Here is a 20,297-nt window from a genome sequence, read left to right as displayed (position 1 = left end):
CTTGTTTTATCTATGATAGTAAATAGGAATATTTATCTACCATTGCTTTACCAGCTTGATTGATTTTGACCTTACGTTTTAGTAGTCCAAACTCTGTTAACAAACCCTGTTTTATTAATTTTGATAGGATGACAGATATCTTAAGCGAATCATATTGTTTTTCTTTTACAAAACGCTCAAATGCATCGATTCCCTCGTTAATTTTAGAGAGCACCTCAATATCCTCCATCGATAATTGATCATCAGAAAGCAGCCTTTCTTCATCCGAGATATCGATGAACCGTATTGCATTGGTTGCAAGGGCAAATGTGTAAAAGCCAGCTCCACTATATTTTTGTCGATGGATCAAGTGTTTTTTATCAAGGCTTTCGATCCATTTATGACTGACTGATGAATCGACACCAAGCGTATCACTAATCTCTGCCATCGTATTGTAACCGAAGAAAATAAGTCTCAAAATTGATCGTTCTTGTTTGTTTATATTGATTGTTTGGGGCTCTTCTACTTCTTTGTTCCATCCTTTTTTCGCATAATAATTTGGCTTTGTCGCTAAACTAATGATGATCGTTGCAACGAGCGTTACGACTAATCCTACTAAGCCAACATGCATATATGGATTGATGCTAAAGACCTGCAATAAATCTAATACCGTTAACACGGATAAGACAACAATACCTAAGACAGCTCCCCAAAAAGCGCCTTGTACAGTTGTCCGTTTCCACCAAATTCCTAAGAAGACTAAAATGGATGGGGGGCCAAGCCATGCGGTAGAGAATGCAAATAAATACAAGGGTCCTCCAGGGTAAAAACATAGTAACCAGACGAGCAAACCTAACAAGAGCGTGATTACTTTGGCTGGGACTTTAAGTTGTTTTGGAGTTGCTTTCGGCTTAAAAAAACGCTGATACAAATCGCGAACTGCCGTACTTGATGCACCAATTAACGCAGTCGTTGATGTTGAAATTGAAGCTGCTAGTGCGCCAGTTAATGCGAGAGCCGCTACCGCAATTGGTAAAGCAGTTAACACAACACCAAAGGCAGCCATTGGATCTGTTCCCCCGTGTGGTAGAAATTGATCCCCAAATGCACTTCCCGCATACAATCCAACAAACCCTAATATCAGCATTGGAACAAACAATAGTAATAAGCCACCGTATAAGAATGAAAGTTTTGCTGTTCTTTCGCTTCTAGTGGACGAGACACGAAGCCAATAGTAGTTATTTCCCCAGACAAGGAAACAAGCAAATAAAATCACAAAGGTGATGATGCTCGGATATTGAACCGAAAAAATCGAGAGCTGTCCATCCATAAACCCATGTGTCCAATAACTACGATCGCCAGGCCATTGACTAGAGATAAAACTCGTACCACCAAACTTTGAAATAAGGGTAATGATTAAAACGGGCAATGCGATTAAACCAATACACATTTGCACGAAATCGGTTAACGTAACTGCCCAAAATCCTCCAATATACGTAAAAAGTAAAAACAAGAAGAAGATGACTGTTAATGTCCAGATGAGCGGCCAACCTGTAAATCCGTTTGCAACGATTGCCATCGATACAACATTATTTGCCATAATTCCGAGTAACCCTAGAATGGTTGTAATTGTGATTAATGTTCTCGTTCTCGTATCAAACCGCATTTCAAGCCACTCGGATAATGTATGGGCACCAGACCTTCTAATGTAAGGGGCAAATAAAAGTCCATATAACGCTAATCCACCTATAGCATAAACGAACCCGAATCCCAAAGCTCCAAAAAATCCAGTCGTTAGCGCTAATCCTGGTCCTAATGTAATCATGGTTCCGGCAAAGCCAATAGCAGCCACACCAAACACATTAATCAATAAGCCTACTTCACGTCCTGCTATGAAATAATCATTAGAACCGGATATCCATTTTTTTGTTACCCATCCACCGTACAACAAGATGACGATGAAAATGAAGCTGTACAATAAGAATACGAAGTTGAAGCTCATCTTTTTCTCCCCCTATTCTAGAATCGCCACCGGTCTGGCCCATCCTGCACTCGCATGTTTTATACTGACTGGAAATACCGCTACTTTAAATCCATACCTTACAGGGAGCTTTTCAAGATTTGCAAGCTTTTCAATTTGGCAATACTCTTGTTCCTTACCGACAAAGTGCGCAGCCCAAAGGACTCCATCTCGTGGGTTTTGTTTATAGTCATTCGCTTGTAGATAAAATGGAATATCCCATCCCCAACCATCTGTTCCCATGACCTTAATACCTTTATCAATTAACCACCTCGTTGCATCTGCTGACACACCTGCATGGGATTGCGCATAATTCTCTTGGTAATATCTCTTATCCGCATCTGTTCGGATAAGAACGATATCATAAGGCTTTAAATCATATTTCATTTCTTTTAATTGTGACTTAAAATCATCAACTTGAATTTCATACCCTTGTTGTTTATTACTAAAATCAAATAACACACCATCTCCATAAAACCATTCCAAGGGGAGCTCATCGATCGTTCGTGACCGCTCACCATTCGTTTCTGAAGCATAATGCCATGGTGCGTCAACATGAGTTCCAGAATGAGTTGAAAGTGTGATCGCCTCATTTGCCCATGCCTTTTGATCAGGGAAATCTTCTGGTTCTAACCCAAAGAGTTGCGCTGCCTGTTTTGCTCCTTCCTCATGGGTTATATAGTCAATCTGTGGTGGCATCGGCTCTTTTGCTTGTGGATCTAACGGAACACTCAGGTCAATCATTTTTAGATTTCTTCGATTCATCAACAAATCACCCTTACTTTCATTTTTTTATCAACTCATAGTAAACGCTTTCAATTATCTTTAATCTAACGACTGAATACCTAGTCTATGTTATTAGGTGTAGTGAAATCATATGCTAGAAATTTACAATATATAGGGTAATACAGTCAGCTAATGATTTTTTTGCATTAAAAAATACCCTCACACCAATTAGCGGTGTAAGGGTATATACCATTATTAAACCTCAATAATAATCGGTAAGATCATTGGTTTTTTCTTCGTTTGTTTAAATAAATATTGTCCAACTGATCTCTTTAGTTGCTGCTTAATGACACGCCACTCGTTGCGATCCTCTTCGGATAACTCATGTACCGTTCTTGAAATTAAGTCATTTACATCCTTCATCAGTTCCTCAGAGTCCTTCATATAGACGAATCCACGTGATATCGTATCGGGATCAGACACGAGATTTTTGTCGGTTTTACTCATTGTCAATACAATGACAAGCATTCCGTCTTCTGATAGCTGTTTACGATCGCGCAAGACGATTTCACCAACATCAGCTGCACCAATTCCATCAACGTACGTATTGCCGGCTTGGATTTTTCTCGTTTGGCGAGCGGTCCGATTTTCGATGTCTACAACATCACCGTTTTTCATAATAAATGTATGACCTTCCTCAACACCAACTGATTCAGCTAACAACCTATGATGATGGAGCATCCGATACTCGCCATGAATCGGGACAAAATATGTTGGTCTCATCAGCGTTAACATTAACTTTAAATCCTCTTGATAGCCGTGTCCGGATACATGCATCCCAGAAGAACTACCAGAACCATAGATAACATTGGCACCGAGGCTAAATAAATTATCGACAATACGGGTGATGCCACGCTCGTTTCCAGGGATAGGTCCAGCTGCTAATATCACCGTATCTCCTGCTAATATGTCAACACCTCGGTACTTCCCCGTAGAAAGCCTTGAAAGTGCCGCTAATGGCTCGCCTTGACTTCCTGTACAGAGGATTGCGACTTTTTCGGGAGGTAGTTGGTTAATGTCGTTTGTATCAATTAACATTCCATCAGGGACATCTAAATAACCACGTTCCATTGCAACGTTGACGACATTGACCATGCTGCGTCCAAGTAGTGCGAGCTTCCGATGAGTTTGCTTCGCCGCATCAATGGCCTGCTGAAGGCGGCTAACATTCGATGCAAACGTCGAAAGGATCACCTTGCCGTCTGCCTTCATAAACGCTTCTTCAACATGTTCTCCGACGGTCTGTTCCGTCGGTGTCGAGCCAGGACGTTCAGCATTCGTGCTTTCAGATAAAAGAAGCAAAACGCCTTCTTTACCGATCTCAGCCATTTTATGAATGTCCGAGTGTTCGTTTTGCGCAGGGGTTAAATCAAATTTGAAGTCACCTGTATGAACAATATTCCCTTCCGGCGTACGAATGACCATTCCGAGACAGTCTGGAATACTGTGCGTGACTTTAAAAAAGTCGATGCTAAAGTGAGCAAAATCTACATTAGAATTTGCATCAATTTCAACTAACTTCGATTCCCTGAGTAGCTTATGCTCCTTTAATTTTAATTCAATTAACCCGAGTGTAAAACGTGTCCCGTAAACCGGAACATTTAATTTTTTTAAGAAGAAAGGCACACCACCGATATGGTCTTCATGACCATGCGTAACAATCAACGCTTTGACTTTCTCTTTATTTTCGAGCAAGTATGTAATATCCGGAATGATTAAATCAATCCCTAAAAAATTTTCATCGGGAAACTTATTTCCACAGTCGATAATGACGATTTCATCTTTGTATTGGATGGCATACATATTTTTTCCGATTTCATTTAATCCACCTAAAGCAAAAATGGATAATGCATTCTCTTGTGTGCTCAAAACGATACCCTCCAGCTTTTAATAGTAGTTCTAGTATGTCCGTTTTCCTAGACTGTATTTATCGTTTAGAAATTTTTTTTGCACACCGCTCTGTATAGTTCATGGTAAAAACATCCAAGCTAAAACTAACGATTGTATTATTGGAGGGTCCTTGATGACAGGCGATAAAAATACAACTCCTGAAAAGAAAATCACGGTTTCGTCGCTGTTACCGACGATCACATTCATTGCTACCTTTTTCCTCACTGTCGTTTACCATGTAAACACTCAATTGTTTTCAATTATCATTTTGAGCCTCATTATCATCAGCTTGCTTGTGATTTGGTTCTTGTTTGTCAAATATAACTTTCACGATTTTTAAGCCAGAGTGTTCTCCCTCCCCCAGCATCTGGATTGCACACGCATTCTCATCAAATAGCGGAACCTAAATCCACTTCTCACCGAAACTAAGCACTTTTTTCACAAATAGAGGAACCAGGAACCACAAGATCTCTCATACCCTCCCAAGGCAACGCCACTCCTCTGGTTATCCCTCTTCTAACTTGCTAGCGCACTCCGCCCCTTTACCCTTCCTTGAATCATCATCTTCTTCCTCAGTGAACTTCCCTTAAACTTAATCCTAAGGCGGTGCGAGTAAGCCTACTTCAATGATTATTCTAACTTGCTAGCGCACTCCGCCCCTTTACCACAAAAAAAAGCTATCCTTTTTCGAATAGCCTTTTTGTATCCATTAAATCACTTCTTTTACATTAAAGTAACCTCTTAATAGATGGGTAAGGTAGTCAATCGGAGTCGTTTCCACTTGTCCGTAGCCCTTTTGTGTATATAAATGCGTGGCATTCGGTAGCTCATGTTTTAACTGCTTGCGCAAGCGGTCACCAGCTTCATCCGCATCGACTAAGATATAGACATCTTTATCTTCGATTGGTAAAATAAGTGATTCAAGCTTTTCATCACTCAGCGTACCATACGTACAAATAATGTCGACAGGTTCAGCCAACACACGCCTCACTCGTTTACGATCATTCGTTCCCTCTACGATTAAAACCTTGTCTTCCATAGCACTCACCCTTTTTTTTAAGTAAGTTACCTATATTATTGTTCACTCCACCGTGTGGCATACCATCACTAAGTGGCTGTTATTCTTTTTTTCGATACTCGCACAAAGAAATCCTGCCTTGCGATATAACACTATATACTTTCATAGAAAAAGGTTTGTTGTTTCTCATCTAAGATGGTACAGTTAGATAAAGCTTATTAACGATACTAAAATGAAAGAACGCGTAGGTGACAAACATGATTGAAATCAAGACTTCTACATTAAGTGATGGCGAATTTAATCGAGGTGTCTTTGCGACCCGTGATATAGAAAAAGGGGAACTGATTCATGAAGCCCCGGTCATCCCTTACCCCAATGAAGAACATATTTTAATTGAAGAAACGGTCCTTGCTGATTACGTCTATGAATATGGAATCAATCATTCAGCCGTCGTATTAGGTTATGGAATGTTATTTAATCACTCTTATGAACCAAATACGACCTATGATATTAACTTTGAGCACCATATGTTTTACTATTATGCCTATCGAGATATTAAGGCTGGTGAAGAGTTGCTCATCAATTATAATGGTGAAGTTGATAACTATGATCCACTTTGGTTTAACAAGGACGAGAACGAACACGATGATTCATAAGTAATATAAAACACACAAAAATAGGGCCCCATGCGTAGCTAAAAGATAGTTGTCTACCTTTTAGCAGATGGGACCCTATTTTTCTGATCTCATGTACTCGACTGATTATTGTTCTTGCAGGCTATCGACAGAAACACTTTGCTTCTGAGTTGGCTGATTCAACGGATGAACAGTTGCTGTTCCATTGCTTTGATCAACATGCTCAATGTAAACTTGCTGGCCGTTGTGCATGACATTTGCCATTGCTTGTGAAGATGAGATTTCTTGTGCACGTTTAGCATCCATTCGGAAGGCACCTCCTTTTGATTGTCTCCCTAATACTGTTTGTAAAAACTTACCTCATTATACGTTGAACCAAATACCTCCAAAAAGCCTGCCCCCACCATTCCCAAAAGGACAGGCCAATCGTCAAATGCGGTTAGCGGTTCGTCACCGTTACCGTTCGATTTTGTGGATTCCAATGAACATTTGAACCGATTTGTTCTGAGATGAATCGCAATGGCACAAATGTTGTTCCCCTAATAATTTCTGGAGCGACATCGATCGTAACCTGTGAGCCATTGACAATTACTGTACGACTTCCTCCACGTAAATTCAGGTGTTTGTTAGGTGCTGAGATGATAATGTCTCTTGTTTGCTCATCCCAATGAACGATGGCGCCTAATTGTTCACTGACAAAACGAAGTGGGATCAGCGTTCGTCCATTCCGAATATATGGTGCTTCCGGTAATTGCACCGTCTCTCCATTCACTGTCGCTTGCTTGTGATCAACTCGTAAGACGATCGTAAGAGGCTGTGGTGTTGCAGGACTCTCATCCGGTTGCTCTGTTTGTTCAGGCTTCTGTTCGATAGGCTCTGGTGCCTGTAATTGCGTTAACGTTGTACCTGGATAGTAGAAATTTAAGATCTCAGTATAGGTATGACCTTCATCTGCACGATATTTAGAACCCCATTGACTCATACCAACTCCGTGTCCAAATCCACGACCTGTCACCTTATACGCTTGACCATCATCAATGACATCATTAATGAGATACGTACGAACGAAATTGATCCCAATCATTGAACGGATCTGTTGGGCCGTTGTATTCGCAAAGTTAACCTTGTGAATGCGTATCGATCCATCATCTTCTTTGCTAAACTCATTGTCTGACTTGGTCTTAACAAGAAATTCTACTTCTATATCTCCTTTTGTTACACGATCCCCTGATGTTAACTGATCTGAAAAGGCTAATCTTGGTACAGAAACAATTTTGATTTCAGTGTTTGGGTAACCATTTCTCATCAACCATGATTTTATATTGGCTGTAATGTTGGTATCTTTTTCTTTAACCTGATTCCACCACACTTCTGGTTCAACTAAATCTCGATTATCAAGGTCGATTTGCGTTTTGTGTAATGTAAATTCCCATGGATGAATCGGGTCATAAGGATCTTCTTGTACTGGTAAATAGGAAAAGCTAGTCCCACCCCAGAGGTTTGCATTTGATTCCGTCAGCCCACCATTACTTGAAGAATAGACAGCTGAAGCAAGTCGGTTGTTGTACATTAGCGTTTGACCGGCCGTTTCGTTAACCGCTCTCGTGCTATTCGGGTGCCAGGTGTACCCAGCATACACTTGGAAGTTTATGCTATCATCGATCACACGACTCCCATGTGACATCGCGTACGTTCTCGCAGCAACCGCTTGAACCTTCAATGCCTCAATGTTCCACGAGGCTGGCATTTCATGTGGAACGACCCCTTTTAAATAATCTTCAATAGGAAGTGTATTAATTGGGCGAACAATCTCGCCTTCTCTCGTAAATTCCATCGTCCCTAAATAAGGGCGATCCTTTATGATCACCTGGTGATCAGTGTTGTAATGATTGGGAACAAATGTTAATGACGATGCATCCATGAGTTTGCTCGATCCCTCATAAAGGGCGACCTTGTCATTTTCTAGTTTGACACGAAAATTTGAGTTTGCGTTAACGGTAGTTGTATTATTCACGGTATACGTTCCTTTTATCGCTACAGGAATCTCGCTGACATGCCCAAGATAATTAAGCAATTTGACATTTATATAAGGAATGTTATTAAGTGTGAAAACCCCTGCTCTCTGTCGCTGAGCGTCTAGGATATGAAGACCATGATTGTCTATGCGATCAAAAGCAGGCCCTTGATTGATTTGCCTGTTTATTTCACCTTCATTGAGCTGTGCTTGCTGTCGTGGTTCACCTTCATTTTGATTCAGGGTGCAAGCGCTGATAAACAATAAAAGAATGATCAAAAAAATGTGTACGTATCTAACTTGAACTCACCTCTTTTCATACTACGATGCTATTGCTTACTATTTGTCAAAACCAAACCAACTATCGCTTCAAATTGATGCCAATTTTAAACGATGCGTCTTATTAAGGGGATTTTGTCCGGCATTCGGGGGATGAAGGACATTTCCTCTTCTATTTGCATGCTTTTTGTCTTTCATCTAGACCATGAAGGACATTTCCTTTTAAAGAAGCAATGATTTTGTCCTTCATAAGATTTTGAGGTGGGCATTGGTGAACCACAACTATTGTGGAAACATTTGAAAGTTATAGCTTTCTCAAGGCAGACAAATGCTACGTTTATACATTGACTAATCTGTTAAGAGAGGTGAGAGCAAATCAGAAGGATAACGATTTTGATGATTATTTTATTTGTATTAACATCATGCATGCCACAACAAGAACAAGGTATGATGCCACATGTCCAGGAACAAGAAGCTCTCGAAAATAAATTGAATCAACTCAACCTCGAAGATACAGATAGCACATCGTTACAATCTGTAGATTCTCATGAAGGTCCGATTGATTTTCAAGAAAGTTTTCTTGGAGACCTTCAATTCGAACATGGGGCTATGCCCTCAGAACAAAACGACCATGGCTTTCGAGCATTAAGCGCGAATCAAATCAATCTAATAGTTGACGGCGTTTCTTTAAACCTAACGCCTCGCCCCTTTATTGAAAATGGTACGACTCTGATTCCGATTCGTGCACTCTCAACTCATTTTGGTGCTGGGGTATGGTGGAATGGAGATTCTCGGACCGTTGGCATTAATAAAGGGGATACAAACATCACATTTGTCGTCGGATCAACAGTCGCTAGAGTTAATAATCAACAAGTGAATGTACCACCATCAAAAATTGTTAATGACTCAACATTCGTACCGATACGTTTTATTTCTGAAACATTTGGTCATGAAGTCAATTGGAATGGTTCAACACGTACAGTGACGATTGATTCGACACCAAATACGTACACGGTTGAGGCTGGTGATACACTTTGGAGTATCGCTAACCGGTTTGGTATTTCAGTTGATCAATTACGTGAACTAAATAATATGACGGATGACCGAATTCGAATCGGTCAAACATTAATTGTAACGGAACGACCGCAAGCACAACCGCAACCTCAGCCTGAGGTGCAGCCTCAACCTGCGACTGGGGAGCCACAAGAGTCATTTACAACTTACCGCGTTCAATCTGGTGATACGTTATCTCGAATTGCGAATCGCTTTAACACGACTGTTCAAGCGATTCGAGATGCCAATGGGTTAACCAATGACCAAATTTTTGTTAATCAAATGTTGCGTATTCCAGGTGGTTCCGCAGGCTCAAACCCTGGTGGCGGTGTTACGGTATCATACACAACTCATACCGTTAGATCCGGAGATAATGCCTGGAATTTAAGTATCAAATATGGTATTCCTATGCTTGAGTTATTAAAAGAAAACAATTTATCGGTCAATAGCAGTTTGTCTGTTGGTCAACAATTACGCATACCGGTTTACAACGTTCCAGTAAAACCAGTCACGAGTGACCGACATGGTGAATTGTTAGATTGGTGGACAGAAGCGAGATATGTGTTCCCAATTGGAAAAAATGCCGCGATCACCGATGTACAAACCGGTCGCACATTTCGTGTCCGTCACACAATGGGTGGAAACCACTCCGACTCAGAACCATTGACTTCAAGAGATGCACAAATTATGAGAGAAGTATGGGGTGGAAGTTACTCTTGGACACCTCGAGCTGTGATTGTTCATGTCGATGATAACAACAGACGTCTCGCTGCTGCGATGCACTCGTTCCCACATGCGGACCAAGCGATTAGAGACAATAACTACAATGGACATTTCTGCATTCATTTCTTGAATAGTACGCGCCATAACGATGGGTTAATTCAAGATTCGATGCAACGACAAGTTAGAATTGCTGCAGGCGTAAATTAAACGTGAAAAAACCCATGACACATTCAAGATGCGTCATGGGTTTTCTTTCGATCTTAGCGCTCAACAACGCTTCGTAAGTCTTTTTCTAGAAGAGAATCCCATCCACCCGACATACGATTACGAACCTCTAAATTGGTCTGTGATGGGCCTGGGATGATTTCGTCTGGTTTCCCCCATCCGGCGTGAATGAGCGTTAGTTGAGCTTTTCCATCTACGTCTTCCAATTCGAAGGTAAGTTGCCAGCCTGCTTCTCCCCATGAAAAGGATAGATGTGTTGGCGATTGAAGTTCAGTGACTTGACACGGTGACGGTCCAAATGGTGATTGTAGAGTAAATGTTGCTCCTACTTCCGGTTGAAAATCGTTCGCCATAAACCACGACTCGATTCCTTCAGCCGTGGCAACCGCATTCCATACCGTTTCAACATCTGCATTGTATACAATTTGTTTACGAATCTCTGGGGTTACAGCTTGTTCTGTCATATTTCTATCTCCTTTACAAATAGCTTGTCCACTTATTTACTATACTCGCGCGAAAAGATAAAATCATACTCTCCTAGCAAAAGTTCCTTCTTTTTGTTTCAATTTTTCAAGCAATTGGTTTAGCGTCCCTTGGTCATCGATTACGTAACTCGGTTCACCGCGATCAATCACCCAACCTTCAACCAAATAGGTTTTCATCCCTAACGAACCTGCAACCATATCTTCCTGCTTATCATTACCAACCATAATGCACTCCTCAGGTTTTACGTCTAGTCTGTTGCAAATTTCTTCGTAATAAGCCGGGTGTGGTTTCGTAAACGAACTTTCCTCATAAACGGTAACCACTTCAAAAGGTAGATCTTTTATTCCTGCCCAAGTCATTCGATGTTCAATCGCTTCTCGCGGAAACAACGGATTTGTTGCAATCGCAACACGGTATCCTTGATTAAGAGCTTCATTGACAACTTCCTTGGCTAATGGGGTCGGTTCTGCCAAACGTGAAAATTGTGGAAATACTTCTTTATAAAAATGGTCTAGCGTAGGCCAAATCTCCTCTCGCTTCAATTGAAGAAGGTTTAAAAACCTCTCTTCAAACACCGCTTCATTCGTTTTACTCGGGTCATCACTTTTAACCATTGCCTCTGTTCCCGCCCAAAGTGCTTTGACAAATTGTTCTGGATCAACAATTGGTGCAACTTTTTGAGCTAATTCTTTTAAATAATGTTTCACAAATGAATCTGTATCCATCGGTAATAACGTGCCATCTAGGTCAAATAAAATAACGTTTGCCACCAAAAAACGCTCCTCATCTGTTTGAAGATTTATTCCAAAGCCAAATTATACCACAATAATAGCAAAATGTATGTAAAAGGAACCTTGTCTTCTCACCTGATTATTTCGCTTTTCAAACTCTTTATGCTATTTACCATAGAAATTAACAATATTTCTGATAAAATAAAAACAAACCAAAGAGAGAATAAAGGAGTACATGATATCATGACAAATCAGAATCAAAAACAAATCAAACTAATCGCCATCGATATGGATGGGACGCTTCTCAATGACCAGCACGAAATCTCACCTGAAAATCGTAAAGCGATCAAAGCAGCACAAGAACAAGGCATCCATGTCGTCATTAGTACCGGGCGTACGACGATGACATGCAAAGAACTCGTCGATTCTCTATCCTTAGGTACGTACTTAATTACAGTCAACGGGAGTGAAATCTGGAATGAAGACGGTTCACTTCTAAAACGTGAGCTTCTAGATACAGAGCATGTTGAAAAAATGTGGGAGCTAAAAAACAAATATAACACCTATTGTTGGGCCGCATCGGTAGACAACGTTTGGCGTGAGCAATTTCCAGACGATATCTCCAAGCACGAATGGATGAAATTTGGATTTGACGTCCGTGATGATGAGATTCGTCAAAAAATAAAAGACGAACTCTCAAAAACCAAAGCCCTAGAAATTACAAACTCAAGTCCAACGAATCTTGAAATCAATGCCACAGGTGTCAACAAAGCACGCGCGCTTGCGGATGTCTGCGAACGGATCGGAATTACGATGGACAACGTTATGGCGATTGGTGATAGTTTAAATGATTTAGCAATGATTAAAGAAGCAGGCATCGGTGTTGCAATGGGTAACGCCCAAGAAACGGTCAAGCGTGAAGCGGACGAGGTGACAGCGACAAATGTTGAAAACGGTGTTGCAAAGGCGATTTTGACTTTTGCTGTAAAATAATCATTTATATACAGAATGATGATCATAACGATTAATGCTGACACTGTATTATGCGGTGCTATCAGGATCATATTGTTTTATAAACATAAAATGAGGTTGCATCAATAGGTCCAAATGTTGACACAACCTCATGTTCTTTATATGCGAGTATGAGGATGGACTTTAGCCATTGTTTTCGTGATTAAATCCTCAACGGTTTGTTTCTTTGCAAGTGTTGGACTTTGTCCCGACCATAATGACATTAATTCAGGGTTTTCTTGTGCGGCCGCTTCCTTTCTCATCTTCCCTGTTAATGTATTTTGGAGCGGATAACTGATAATTGCCTCTTCATGGCCTTTCATTTCTTCAATAAAAACATTTGAAATTCCTCTTGCCCACTTTCCTGAAAACGCACGTGTTAGTACAGCTTGATCGTCTTGTGCTTTGAGAATTGCTTCTTTGTAAAGAGGGTGAGCTCCGCTTTCATTTGTCGTTAAAAAAGCTGTCCCCATTTGTACGGCTGTTGCTCCTAAACAAAACGAAGCATTTATCCCTCGACTATCCATAATTCCTCCTGCAGCGATGACCGGGATCTTAACATAATCAGCGACCTGAGGAAGTAACGACATTAAGCCTATAAGAGGAGGCTCTCCCGCAAACGTGCCTCGGTGACCACCCGCCTCACTGCCTTGAACGACAACAGCATCCATACCAACCTCTTCATTAATGAGTGCTTCCTGAACCGTTGTTGCAGTACCAACGAGAATGATGTTCTTTTGTTTGAGCTGTTCGATCACTTGAGCTTCAGGGACGCCAAAAGTAAAGGAACAGAGCGGAACACGTTCATCAATGATGACTTTGATTTGCTCATGAAACCGCTCCACGTACTCGGCGGCCGACAGTAACACTGATGTATCCTCTTGTAATCCTACCTTCTCATAGAAAGGGGTTAGTGTTTGTTTTGCTTTTGTTACTTGATCATTCGTAACCGAAAAATCATTCGGAATAAAGACGTTGATCCCAAATGGTTTCGTTGTTAAGGCCTTAATTTCACGAATTTGCGTGCGAATTTGATCCGGAGTCATGTACCCAGCGCCAATCATCCCTAACCCACCTGCATTTGAAACAGCTGCTACTAACTCTGAGGTTGTGATTCCTCCAGCCATTGGTGCTTGAATAATTGGATACTTCAACTGTAACCTGTCCAACATAATATTATTAGCCATACGATCATCCCCCCTCGTTCCTTATCTCATAGCTAGACCCTGGGTATCCTACGTGCGATACAAAAGCATCACTTAAACACAGGTTCCCCTAGCATATGTAACTACCTCTATAACGCTCGTAACTTTTTAATAATCGCTTCCGTAACTTCTGATGTCGTCGCTCGACCTCCAATGTCTGGTGTTTTAATTCCCTCTTCCGTAACTTTTTCGACGACAGCTAGCAATTGATCGGCTAATTCGTGCTCTCCAAATTGGTCAAGCATCATTTTTCCTGTCCAAATTTGCCCGATCGGATTCGCGATGTTTTTGCCAACAATATCAGGTGCTGATCCGTGTACCGGTTCAAACATGGACGGATACTTTCCATTCACATTTAAATTCGCTGCTGGTGCAATCCCAATGCTTCCCATGAGAGCTGCACTAATATCTGTTAAAATATCACCGAATAGATTGCTTGCGACAACGACATCAAACTCTGATGGTCGCGTCACAAAAAAGGCAGCTAACGCATCAATATGTGCCGTGTTTGCTTCAATTGTAGGATGTTTTTTGGCAATCGAATGATATACTTCATCCCAAAATGGCATTGAATACACGATCCCATTCGATTTCGTTGCACTCGTTACTTTGTTGTTTCTCTTTTTCGCAAGCTCAAAGGCGTACTTGATGGCACGTTCTGTTGCTTTTCTTGTGAATACCGCATTTTGAACGACGACTTCATCATCGCCTTTATGAATTCGTCCACCAATCTCACTATACTCCCCTTCACTATTCTCACGAACGACCATGATATCAAAGTTGTTTGCATTCGTGATCGGCGGTGTAATCCCTTTGATTTGTTTCGCATGTCGAATGTTGAGCGTTTGTTCAAACTCTCTTCGTATTTTAATGAGTAATCCCCACAAGGAAATATGGTCCTCAACGAGTTGAGGGTTTCCGACGGCACCTAAAAAGACAGCATCACTATTTTTAAGCTGTTCAAGACCATCATCGGCCATCATTTTCCCATGTTCGAGGTAATACTCACAGCTCCACGGATAAAATTCTTTTGAAAATGATAAGCCACCGTGGATGTCTGCAACAGTATCTAACACCTCCAATGCATGTGGCATAATTTCTTTTCCTACTCCATCACCTGGTATAACGGATAACTTAAACTGTTTCATGTATAGATCCTCCTAGTCGTGTTCTGAATTAAAGATTGAGACAAGATACTCTCGATCACTTCCGATATGAATTTTCATCAATTGACCTGCCATGCTAGCATCCCTTGCTTGTATTGCTTGAAATATTTCTAAATGATCAGTAAAAATCTCTTCTCGCCGTTGTTCCCTTTTCGTGTTGTAATAACGATAATAAAATGTCAACGTTTTCAACTGTGTGATTTGTTGTTTTAAGCGAGGGTTTCCACTTGCTTCAATAATGATCATATGAAAACGATCACTAAGTTCCACAAATTCTTTAACCATCTCTTCAGCTAATGGTTGTTTTGAAGCTAGCAGTTGCTTTTTTTGTTTTATGATCGTTTCTAGCTCTTTGATTTGTGCATCAGTGATTTTTTCGGCTGCCAATTCACTTGCTAATGATTCAAGTGCTCCTCGGCATTGATAAATATGTTCGATATCCTCAGCTGTCGGCTGATAAACGAAAAGCTGATTTTTAGAGTTACTTACAATGAGCCCTTCCTGCTCTAACCTTCGAATAGCTTCTCGTACCGGGCCGCGACTAACGTCTAGACGCCGTGCCAATTGTGCTTCATTCAAACGTTTTTTCGGATCAAACGCTTGTGTAAAAATATCATTTTTTATATGGTTATAAACTAAATCATAGAGAGGTTCTGAGCGAATAACCCCCATGTCACCTCATCCCTTTCAATTTTGTATGTAAGTTGTTAACTGTTAACAGTTAACTAATTAGGAGTTTATAATAGTTTGAATCTTGTGTCAATCGCTATGAGTAAAAAGAATCCTCATGCCGATCCAGAGTCGTTTAAACTTAAAAGGAAACATTGGAATTGGTAATTTTAATAGTACTAAAGCGCAAGCGCATAGATGAAGGACATTTCATCAATCTTTTTAAGCTTCTTTTGTCCTTCATAATCCTTCTATGTACGAACACTTACTTGGATGTTAATTATTAATCAAGTGAGTGAGGTTTTCCTGCCTAAAAACAGATCACTTTTGCAAAAAAAGAGACCAATCAACGATACGATTGGTCTCCCTACTTAAGTATGTTCATTCTTTGTTACCTACACTAACAGGCGCGCTCTTCTATGACCCTTCTGTCAATTTCTTCACTCTTCCATTAACGACCTTTGACCACTCTGACCATTCTCCAACTTGTGTATGTTCAAGCACTTGCTGCACAGCTCCTACCTTTGTATCAAGCATATCAATATAATGGAGCGCAACCGCTTCTGGGATTGCAGGTTCTACGGGACTACCAAATTCACGCTTACCATGGTGACTGACGACAATATGTTCTAACAATTCAACTTCTGTACATACAGGATCAATGCCGAGCTGATACGCAGCCTCGTAAATATCGTGAGAAATTCCGACAACGTGACCAATGAGCTTTGCTGTGTCTGTCATGTGCGTCACAGTACCCCTATTCACCTTATAATCTTTCACCTTCGCTAAGTCATGTAATATCGCCCCGGAGATTAATAGATCGTATTGTAAGAGATCTGGATAGAGCTGTAGCATAGTATCGGAAAGTTTTAACACATTGACCGTATGCCAGATTAACCCACCATAAGTACGGTGATGATGTGTTGATGCTGGGTAATGAGCTAAGTATGAATGGTACTTATCATAGATTTGCTTGACAATCGCTTGGATCTTATCATTTTTTATGTTTTCGATGGTCACTTCTATTTTCTCAAATGCCTTATCAATATCAATCGGGGCAGTAGGAATAAATTCACGCAATGAAATCTCTTGATTTTCAACTGGTTGCACAATGTAGAAAATCTTGATATCAAGTGCATGCAGAAATTTTCTAACGATGCCTTTTACGAGGACAACAGTCGGTACTTCCTGTTTCACCCCTTCATAAAATGACCAATCCCTCTCCGTTAAATCCCATTTACGAGCCGTGATTTCACCAGATGTGTCTGCTAATGTCAGTTCAAAATAGGAACCATTTTTACCACGTTTCACTTCAATGCGAGTTAATAGGAAATGTTCTTTAATGGTTTGATTGACCTCTAGGCTTTGGATGACTTTTCGCAAAGGATTCCATCCTCTCCTTTCGGATTAAATACAGAAAAAAGACATATGATTCAGAAAATCTATAAATTATATGTCCCATCATCCGATCCTATGAGAAAAGAATAACCAAGTTGTCAAAGGTCTGTAATCTTAATCTCCTACCTATGGTTAATCATATGTTAAATCCGTATAGCAGATGGGTCTTGAGCTGCCCTTGGACATTCATCAAAGTTGAAAATATCCTGCCCTGGTTTTATATTACTAATGATTACTGAATTTTTATGTGTTAGTCTGTTGTTCGTACTCTAAAACGAGATATTGAGGTGGCGATATTTTGAAAAAAACATCCCTTTTATTGTTTGTATTGACTTACTTATTTGTTTTTACGATTCCATTTCTAAATATAAAAGCTGAAACTACATTTTCCGATGTGAACAGTCACTGGGCAAAATTAGAAATAGAATTCTTATCAGATATCGGTGTTATCGGAGGGTATCCAAATGGACAGTTTGGCGTTAATGATGATATAAAACGCTCTGAGGCTGCGGCAATTATTGTAAGAGAATTAGGATTACCGACTGAAAAGTCTACTTTTAATGATGTACCTCAATCTCACTGGGCTTTAGAAGAAATTGGTGCAAGTGCTGAGGCAGGGATCATCGGTGGCTACCCCGATGGAGAGTTTAAACCTGAACAAACACTATCACGCCAAGAGATGGCAGCCATATTAGTGCGGGCCTATGAATTATCTGGGAATACAGAAGTTCCCTTCCATGATGTTGACTTAGACTCATGGGCTTATGACTCAATTGAATCATTACTTGCAAATGACATTACAGTTGGGTATTCAGACCAAACATTTAGACCGGAAAATAATATTTCACGAGCTGAATTTTCTGTTTTCTTAGCTCGCGTGCTTGATGAATCATTTAAAAAAGTCACTCCTTCGTTAGACGTCACAGGAATCACTCATGGCTTAGTCACAACGAATGTTAATCATCAAATAATCGTTAGCGCTCATCAGGATGCTGAAGTTGTTGTAACTCTAAATAACGTTGTGATTGATGGTGAGAACGGGGTATATCCACTTTCATTACAAAATGGAGAAAACACAATAGATGTAATGGCTTCAATTAATGATACAAAGGAAAAAGAAACCATTCATGTCACCTATCAACCAGAGATTGCAGATATCGCTACAATTGAACCGATTACGATTTCAGCAAGTACACCAGTAAAAGAACTAGAACTACCTTCAACAATTGATGTTGTTTACACAACCGGTGAACAAGGGGAAGAAGATGTTGAGTGGAATACCACAAACCTTAATACTGAACTCCCTGGTGAATATGAAATAACTGGTGATATCACTAATACAAGTATTCAAGCAACAGTTATGATAACTATCCTAGAGGTATTACCTACTAATATAACGATTAACGATCATACCATGGAAATTCTTTTAGGTTCACAAGCTAATCTCTCGTATGAACTACAGCCGTCGCAAACAACTTCACGTTCTGTTTCGTGGTCTTCAAGCAATGAATCTGTTGCAACGGTTGATCAAACAGGTACAATCACGGCCATTTCAGAAGGTAAAACAGAAGTTACAGCAACAACGAGTAATGGTCTTACGGATACTACTGTCGTCACTGTGAAGAAAAATAATGATACAAGTATTATTCGTGATGTAGCTGCGGGAATGACAAAACAAGATGTGAAACAGGTGGAACAATCTGATTTATTTTACGAAACCGAAGACTCTTTATTCTATCATAATGCTTATCAGTTTGGCTTCCCCGCAAACATCCTTTATACGTTTAACTCTAATTCACTAGAATCCATTTTTTTCTCCTTTGAAGGGGTTGAATATTTAAGTTTAGATGACCTTGAATTATTATATACTGTCTTGTTATCGGATTTAGAAAATGAATTTGGTACAGCTGACATTCATGATGATAACTGGTTTGATGACCAAGAGGATTACGTGTTAAGAGCGATTTGGTGGAATACACAAAATCATGACTCAACCATTAGCCTTGGAGTGAGAGTTGACGATTTTGATTACTCTTCAAGCGCAAATATTTTATTTGTCGTGCAATAATAAATCCCTAAAAAACGGACCACGAATTTCCTGTTGGTCTGTTTTTTGTATACTATTTACTTTCTCTATTTTCTAATTCTAAAAGGGTTTATACATCTAAACATGGCTTATTTTGAAGTTGGGTAAGGTGAGGATCAAGCAATTAAACAGCGGGTCGTCATTGGATTCGTGAAAGTCAAAATGGGAGTTTGAGTGGATAATGGTATAATCAACTTCTAAAAAACTTAGGAACAGTCACCTCAGGCACAATATATAGAACTAGGCCTAACTCCCTGTGTATTGTGCCTTATCGAGGTGAACAGTTACTAAAGGGGCTACGCCTCCTCTGTCACTTTAATGAATTAAAACCTATGACGACAATGAATCTTCTAATAGTTTACGAATCGCGCGTAACTCCTCATACACGGAGTAAGATAATTGTCGTAGATCATTATCTTCGACTTCCGTTGAACGAGCTTCACTATTTCTGTCCATGGTTTCAAGCTCTAATGTCTCTTCCTCTGTTTGTTCTTTTTCAACGTCGTCTTCCAATGCCGAGGTTTCTGGATCTCTTCCTTTTAATGACACTTTAGGTCCTGAGTTTTGACTCGTTTTGGTCTCTTCTGTCTTTGTCACTTCAGGTTCTCGCCCTTCAACTTCACTTTCCTCGGTTGTTGCTGCGCTAGCTTCATCCTTCTCTTCAGGTTCTCGCTCTGCTAACGAATTTTCTTTTTCTTCACTTTGTGCTTGTTTTTGTAATTGGCTGTTCGAAGGGCTTCTGTCAAGTAAAGCTCGATTTAGAACTGTTGAATTTTGATTTCGCACGGATCCTTGATGAATGCTAGGATACTGTCGTGGATAAAATTGCGGAGCACTTTCGTAGTTGATCGCTTGATTTGCTAGTGGATAATGATAATAATACATATTTTTCCTCCTTTAGAAAATCAAAATCAACAACAGTG

General features: G+C 40.2%; 18 protein-coding genes. 5 read left to right on the top strand and 13 right to left on the bottom strand.

Features of this window, described 5'->3' with window-relative positions:
• Positions 1-10: 10 nt before the first annotated feature.
• The 3 genes from KH400_RS13460 to KH400_RS13450 form a co-directional block, all read right to left on the bottom strand.
• Complete coding sequence (locus tag KH400_RS13460; protein ID WP_217225325.1) at positions 11-1,981, bottom strand: sodium:solute symporter family protein; 1,971 nt, start codon at positions 1,979-1,981, stop codon at positions 11-13.
• Positions 1,982-1,993: 12 nt separating this feature from the next.
• The gene (locus KH400_RS13455; RefSeq protein WP_217225323.1) at positions 1,994-2,764 is read right to left on the bottom strand and encodes a cyclase family protein; all 771 of its coding nucleotides are present in this window, start codon (positions 2,762-2,764) and stop codon (positions 1,994-1,996) included.
• 216 nt (positions 2,765-2,980) lie between these two features.
• Positions 2,981-4,654 (bottom strand): ribonuclease J, encoded by a 1,674-nt coding sequence (locus KH400_RS13450; protein WP_217225321.1) that lies wholly within the window; start codon positions 4,652-4,654, stop codon positions 2,981-2,983.
• 154 nt (positions 4,655-4,808) lie between these two features.
• Between KH400_RS13450 and KH400_RS13445 the strand changes: the two genes are divergently transcribed.
• Positions 4,809-5,015 (top strand): hypothetical protein, encoded by a 207-nt coding sequence (locus KH400_RS13445; RefSeq protein WP_217225320.1) that lies wholly within the window; start codon positions 4,809-4,811, stop codon positions 5,013-5,015.
• 369 nt (positions 5,016-5,384) lie between these two features.
• Here the strand turns inward: KH400_RS13445 and KH400_RS13440 are convergent, their stop codons facing one another.
• Entirely contained in the window at positions 5,385-5,714 is a 330-nt protein-coding gene (locus tag KH400_RS13440) for a toprim domain-containing protein (RefSeq protein WP_217225318.1), read from the bottom strand.
• Between the two features lie 236 nt (positions 5,715-5,950).
• Between KH400_RS13440 and KH400_RS13435 the strand changes: the two genes are divergently transcribed.
• A complete protein-coding gene (locus KH400_RS13435) occupies positions 5,951-6,349 on the top strand; it encodes an SET domain-containing protein (RefSeq protein ID WP_217225316.1) in 399 nt (132 codons plus the stop codon).
• A 105-nt stretch (positions 6,350-6,454) separates the two neighbouring features.
• On the opposite strand, the gene KH400_RS13430 is transcribed toward KH400_RS13435, so the two are convergent.
• Positions 6,455-6,634: an H-type small acid-soluble spore protein gene (locus KH400_RS13430; protein ID WP_217225314.1), complete on the bottom strand. Its 180-nt coding sequence runs from the start codon at positions 6,632-6,634 to the stop codon at positions 6,455-6,457.
• A gap of 133 nt (positions 6,635-6,767) precedes the next feature.
• Positions 6,768-8,342, bottom strand: coding sequence for a SpoIID/LytB domain-containing protein (locus tag KH400_RS13425; RefSeq protein WP_217225312.1), 1,575 nt, complete (start codon positions 8,340-8,342; stop codon positions 6,768-6,770).
• Positions 8,343-9,017: 675 nt separating this feature from the next.
• Between KH400_RS13425 and KH400_RS13420 the strand changes: the two genes are divergently transcribed.
• On the top strand, positions 9,018-10,604 hold the full coding sequence (locus KH400_RS13420; RefSeq protein ID WP_217225310.1) for a LysM peptidoglycan-binding domain-containing protein: 1,587 nt from the start codon (positions 9,018-9,020) through the stop codon (positions 10,602-10,604).
• A gap of 53 nt (positions 10,605-10,657) precedes the next feature.
• Here KH400_RS13420 and KH400_RS13415 read toward each other — a convergent pair whose 3' ends face one another.
• Together KH400_RS13415 and KH400_RS13410 are read right to left on the bottom strand one after the other, a co-directional pair.
• Entirely contained in the window at positions 10,658-11,086 is a 429-nt protein-coding gene (locus KH400_RS13415) for an SRPBCC family protein (RefSeq protein WP_217225308.1), read from the bottom strand.
• Between the two features lie 63 nt (positions 11,087-11,149).
• Positions 11,150-11,881, bottom strand: a complete 732-nt coding sequence (locus tag KH400_RS13410) for an HAD family hydrolase (RefSeq protein ID WP_217225306.1) — start codon at positions 11,879-11,881, stop codon at positions 11,150-11,152.
• A 198-nt stretch (positions 11,882-12,079) separates the two neighbouring features.
• On the opposite strand from KH400_RS13410, the gene KH400_RS13405 reads away from it, so the two are divergent.
• On the top strand, positions 12,080-12,832 hold the full coding sequence (locus KH400_RS13405; RefSeq protein ID WP_438821118.1) for a Cof-type HAD-IIB family hydrolase: 753 nt from the start codon (positions 12,080-12,082) through the stop codon (positions 12,830-12,832).
• Positions 12,833-12,969: 137 nt separating this feature from the next.
• Here the strand turns inward: KH400_RS13405 and KH400_RS13400 are convergent, their stop codons facing one another.
• The 4 genes from KH400_RS13400 to KH400_RS13385 all read right to left on the bottom strand — a co-directional run bounded on the left by KH400_RS13400 (position 12,970) and on the right by KH400_RS13385 (position 17,273).
• Complete coding sequence (locus tag KH400_RS13400; RefSeq protein WP_217225301.1) at positions 12,970-14,037, bottom strand: NAD(P)H-dependent flavin oxidoreductase; 1,068 nt, start codon at positions 14,035-14,037, stop codon at positions 12,970-12,972.
• Positions 14,038-14,144: 107 nt separating this feature from the next.
• Positions 14,145-15,203: a tartrate dehydrogenase gene (locus tag KH400_RS13395; protein ID WP_217225299.1), complete on the bottom strand. Its 1,059-nt coding sequence runs from the start codon at positions 15,201-15,203 to the stop codon at positions 14,145-14,147.
• Positions 15,204-15,215: 12 nt separating this feature from the next.
• Positions 15,216-15,893, bottom strand: coding sequence for a GntR family transcriptional regulator (locus tag KH400_RS13390; RefSeq protein ID WP_217225297.1), 678 nt, complete (start codon positions 15,891-15,893; stop codon positions 15,216-15,218).
• Between the two features lie 414 nt (positions 15,894-16,307).
• Positions 16,308-17,273 carry a 3'-5' exoribonuclease YhaM family protein gene (locus KH400_RS13385; RefSeq protein WP_217225296.1) on the bottom strand — a complete coding sequence of 322 codons (966 nt, stop codon included), beginning with the start codon at positions 17,271-17,273 and terminating at the stop codon, positions 16,308-16,310.
• A 313-nt stretch (positions 17,274-17,586) separates the two neighbouring features.
• Here KH400_RS13385 and KH400_RS13380 point away from each other — a divergent pair, with 313 nt between their 5' ends.
• Positions 17,587-19,356 carry an S-layer homology domain-containing protein gene (locus KH400_RS13380; protein WP_217225294.1) on the top strand — a complete coding sequence of 590 codons (1,770 nt, stop codon included), beginning with the start codon at positions 17,587-17,589 and terminating at the stop codon, positions 19,354-19,356.
• A gap of 348 nt (positions 19,357-19,704) precedes the next feature.
• Here the strand turns inward: KH400_RS13380 and KH400_RS13375 are convergent, their stop codons facing one another.
• Positions 19,705-20,259: a hypothetical protein gene (locus KH400_RS13375; protein ID WP_217225292.1), complete on the bottom strand. Its 555-nt coding sequence runs from the start codon at positions 20,257-20,259 to the stop codon at positions 19,705-19,707.
• Positions 20,260-20,297: the final 38 nt, after the last annotated feature.

The sequence above is a fragment of the Desertibacillus haloalkaliphilus genome (genome assembly GCF_019039105.1).
Classification (GTDB): Bacteria; Bacillota; Bacilli; order Bacillales; family KJ1-10-99; genus Desertibacillus; species Desertibacillus haloalkaliphilus.
The sequence above is the reverse complement of the archived record's forward strand: the minus strand, read 5'-3'. Positions and strand labels throughout refer to the sequence as shown.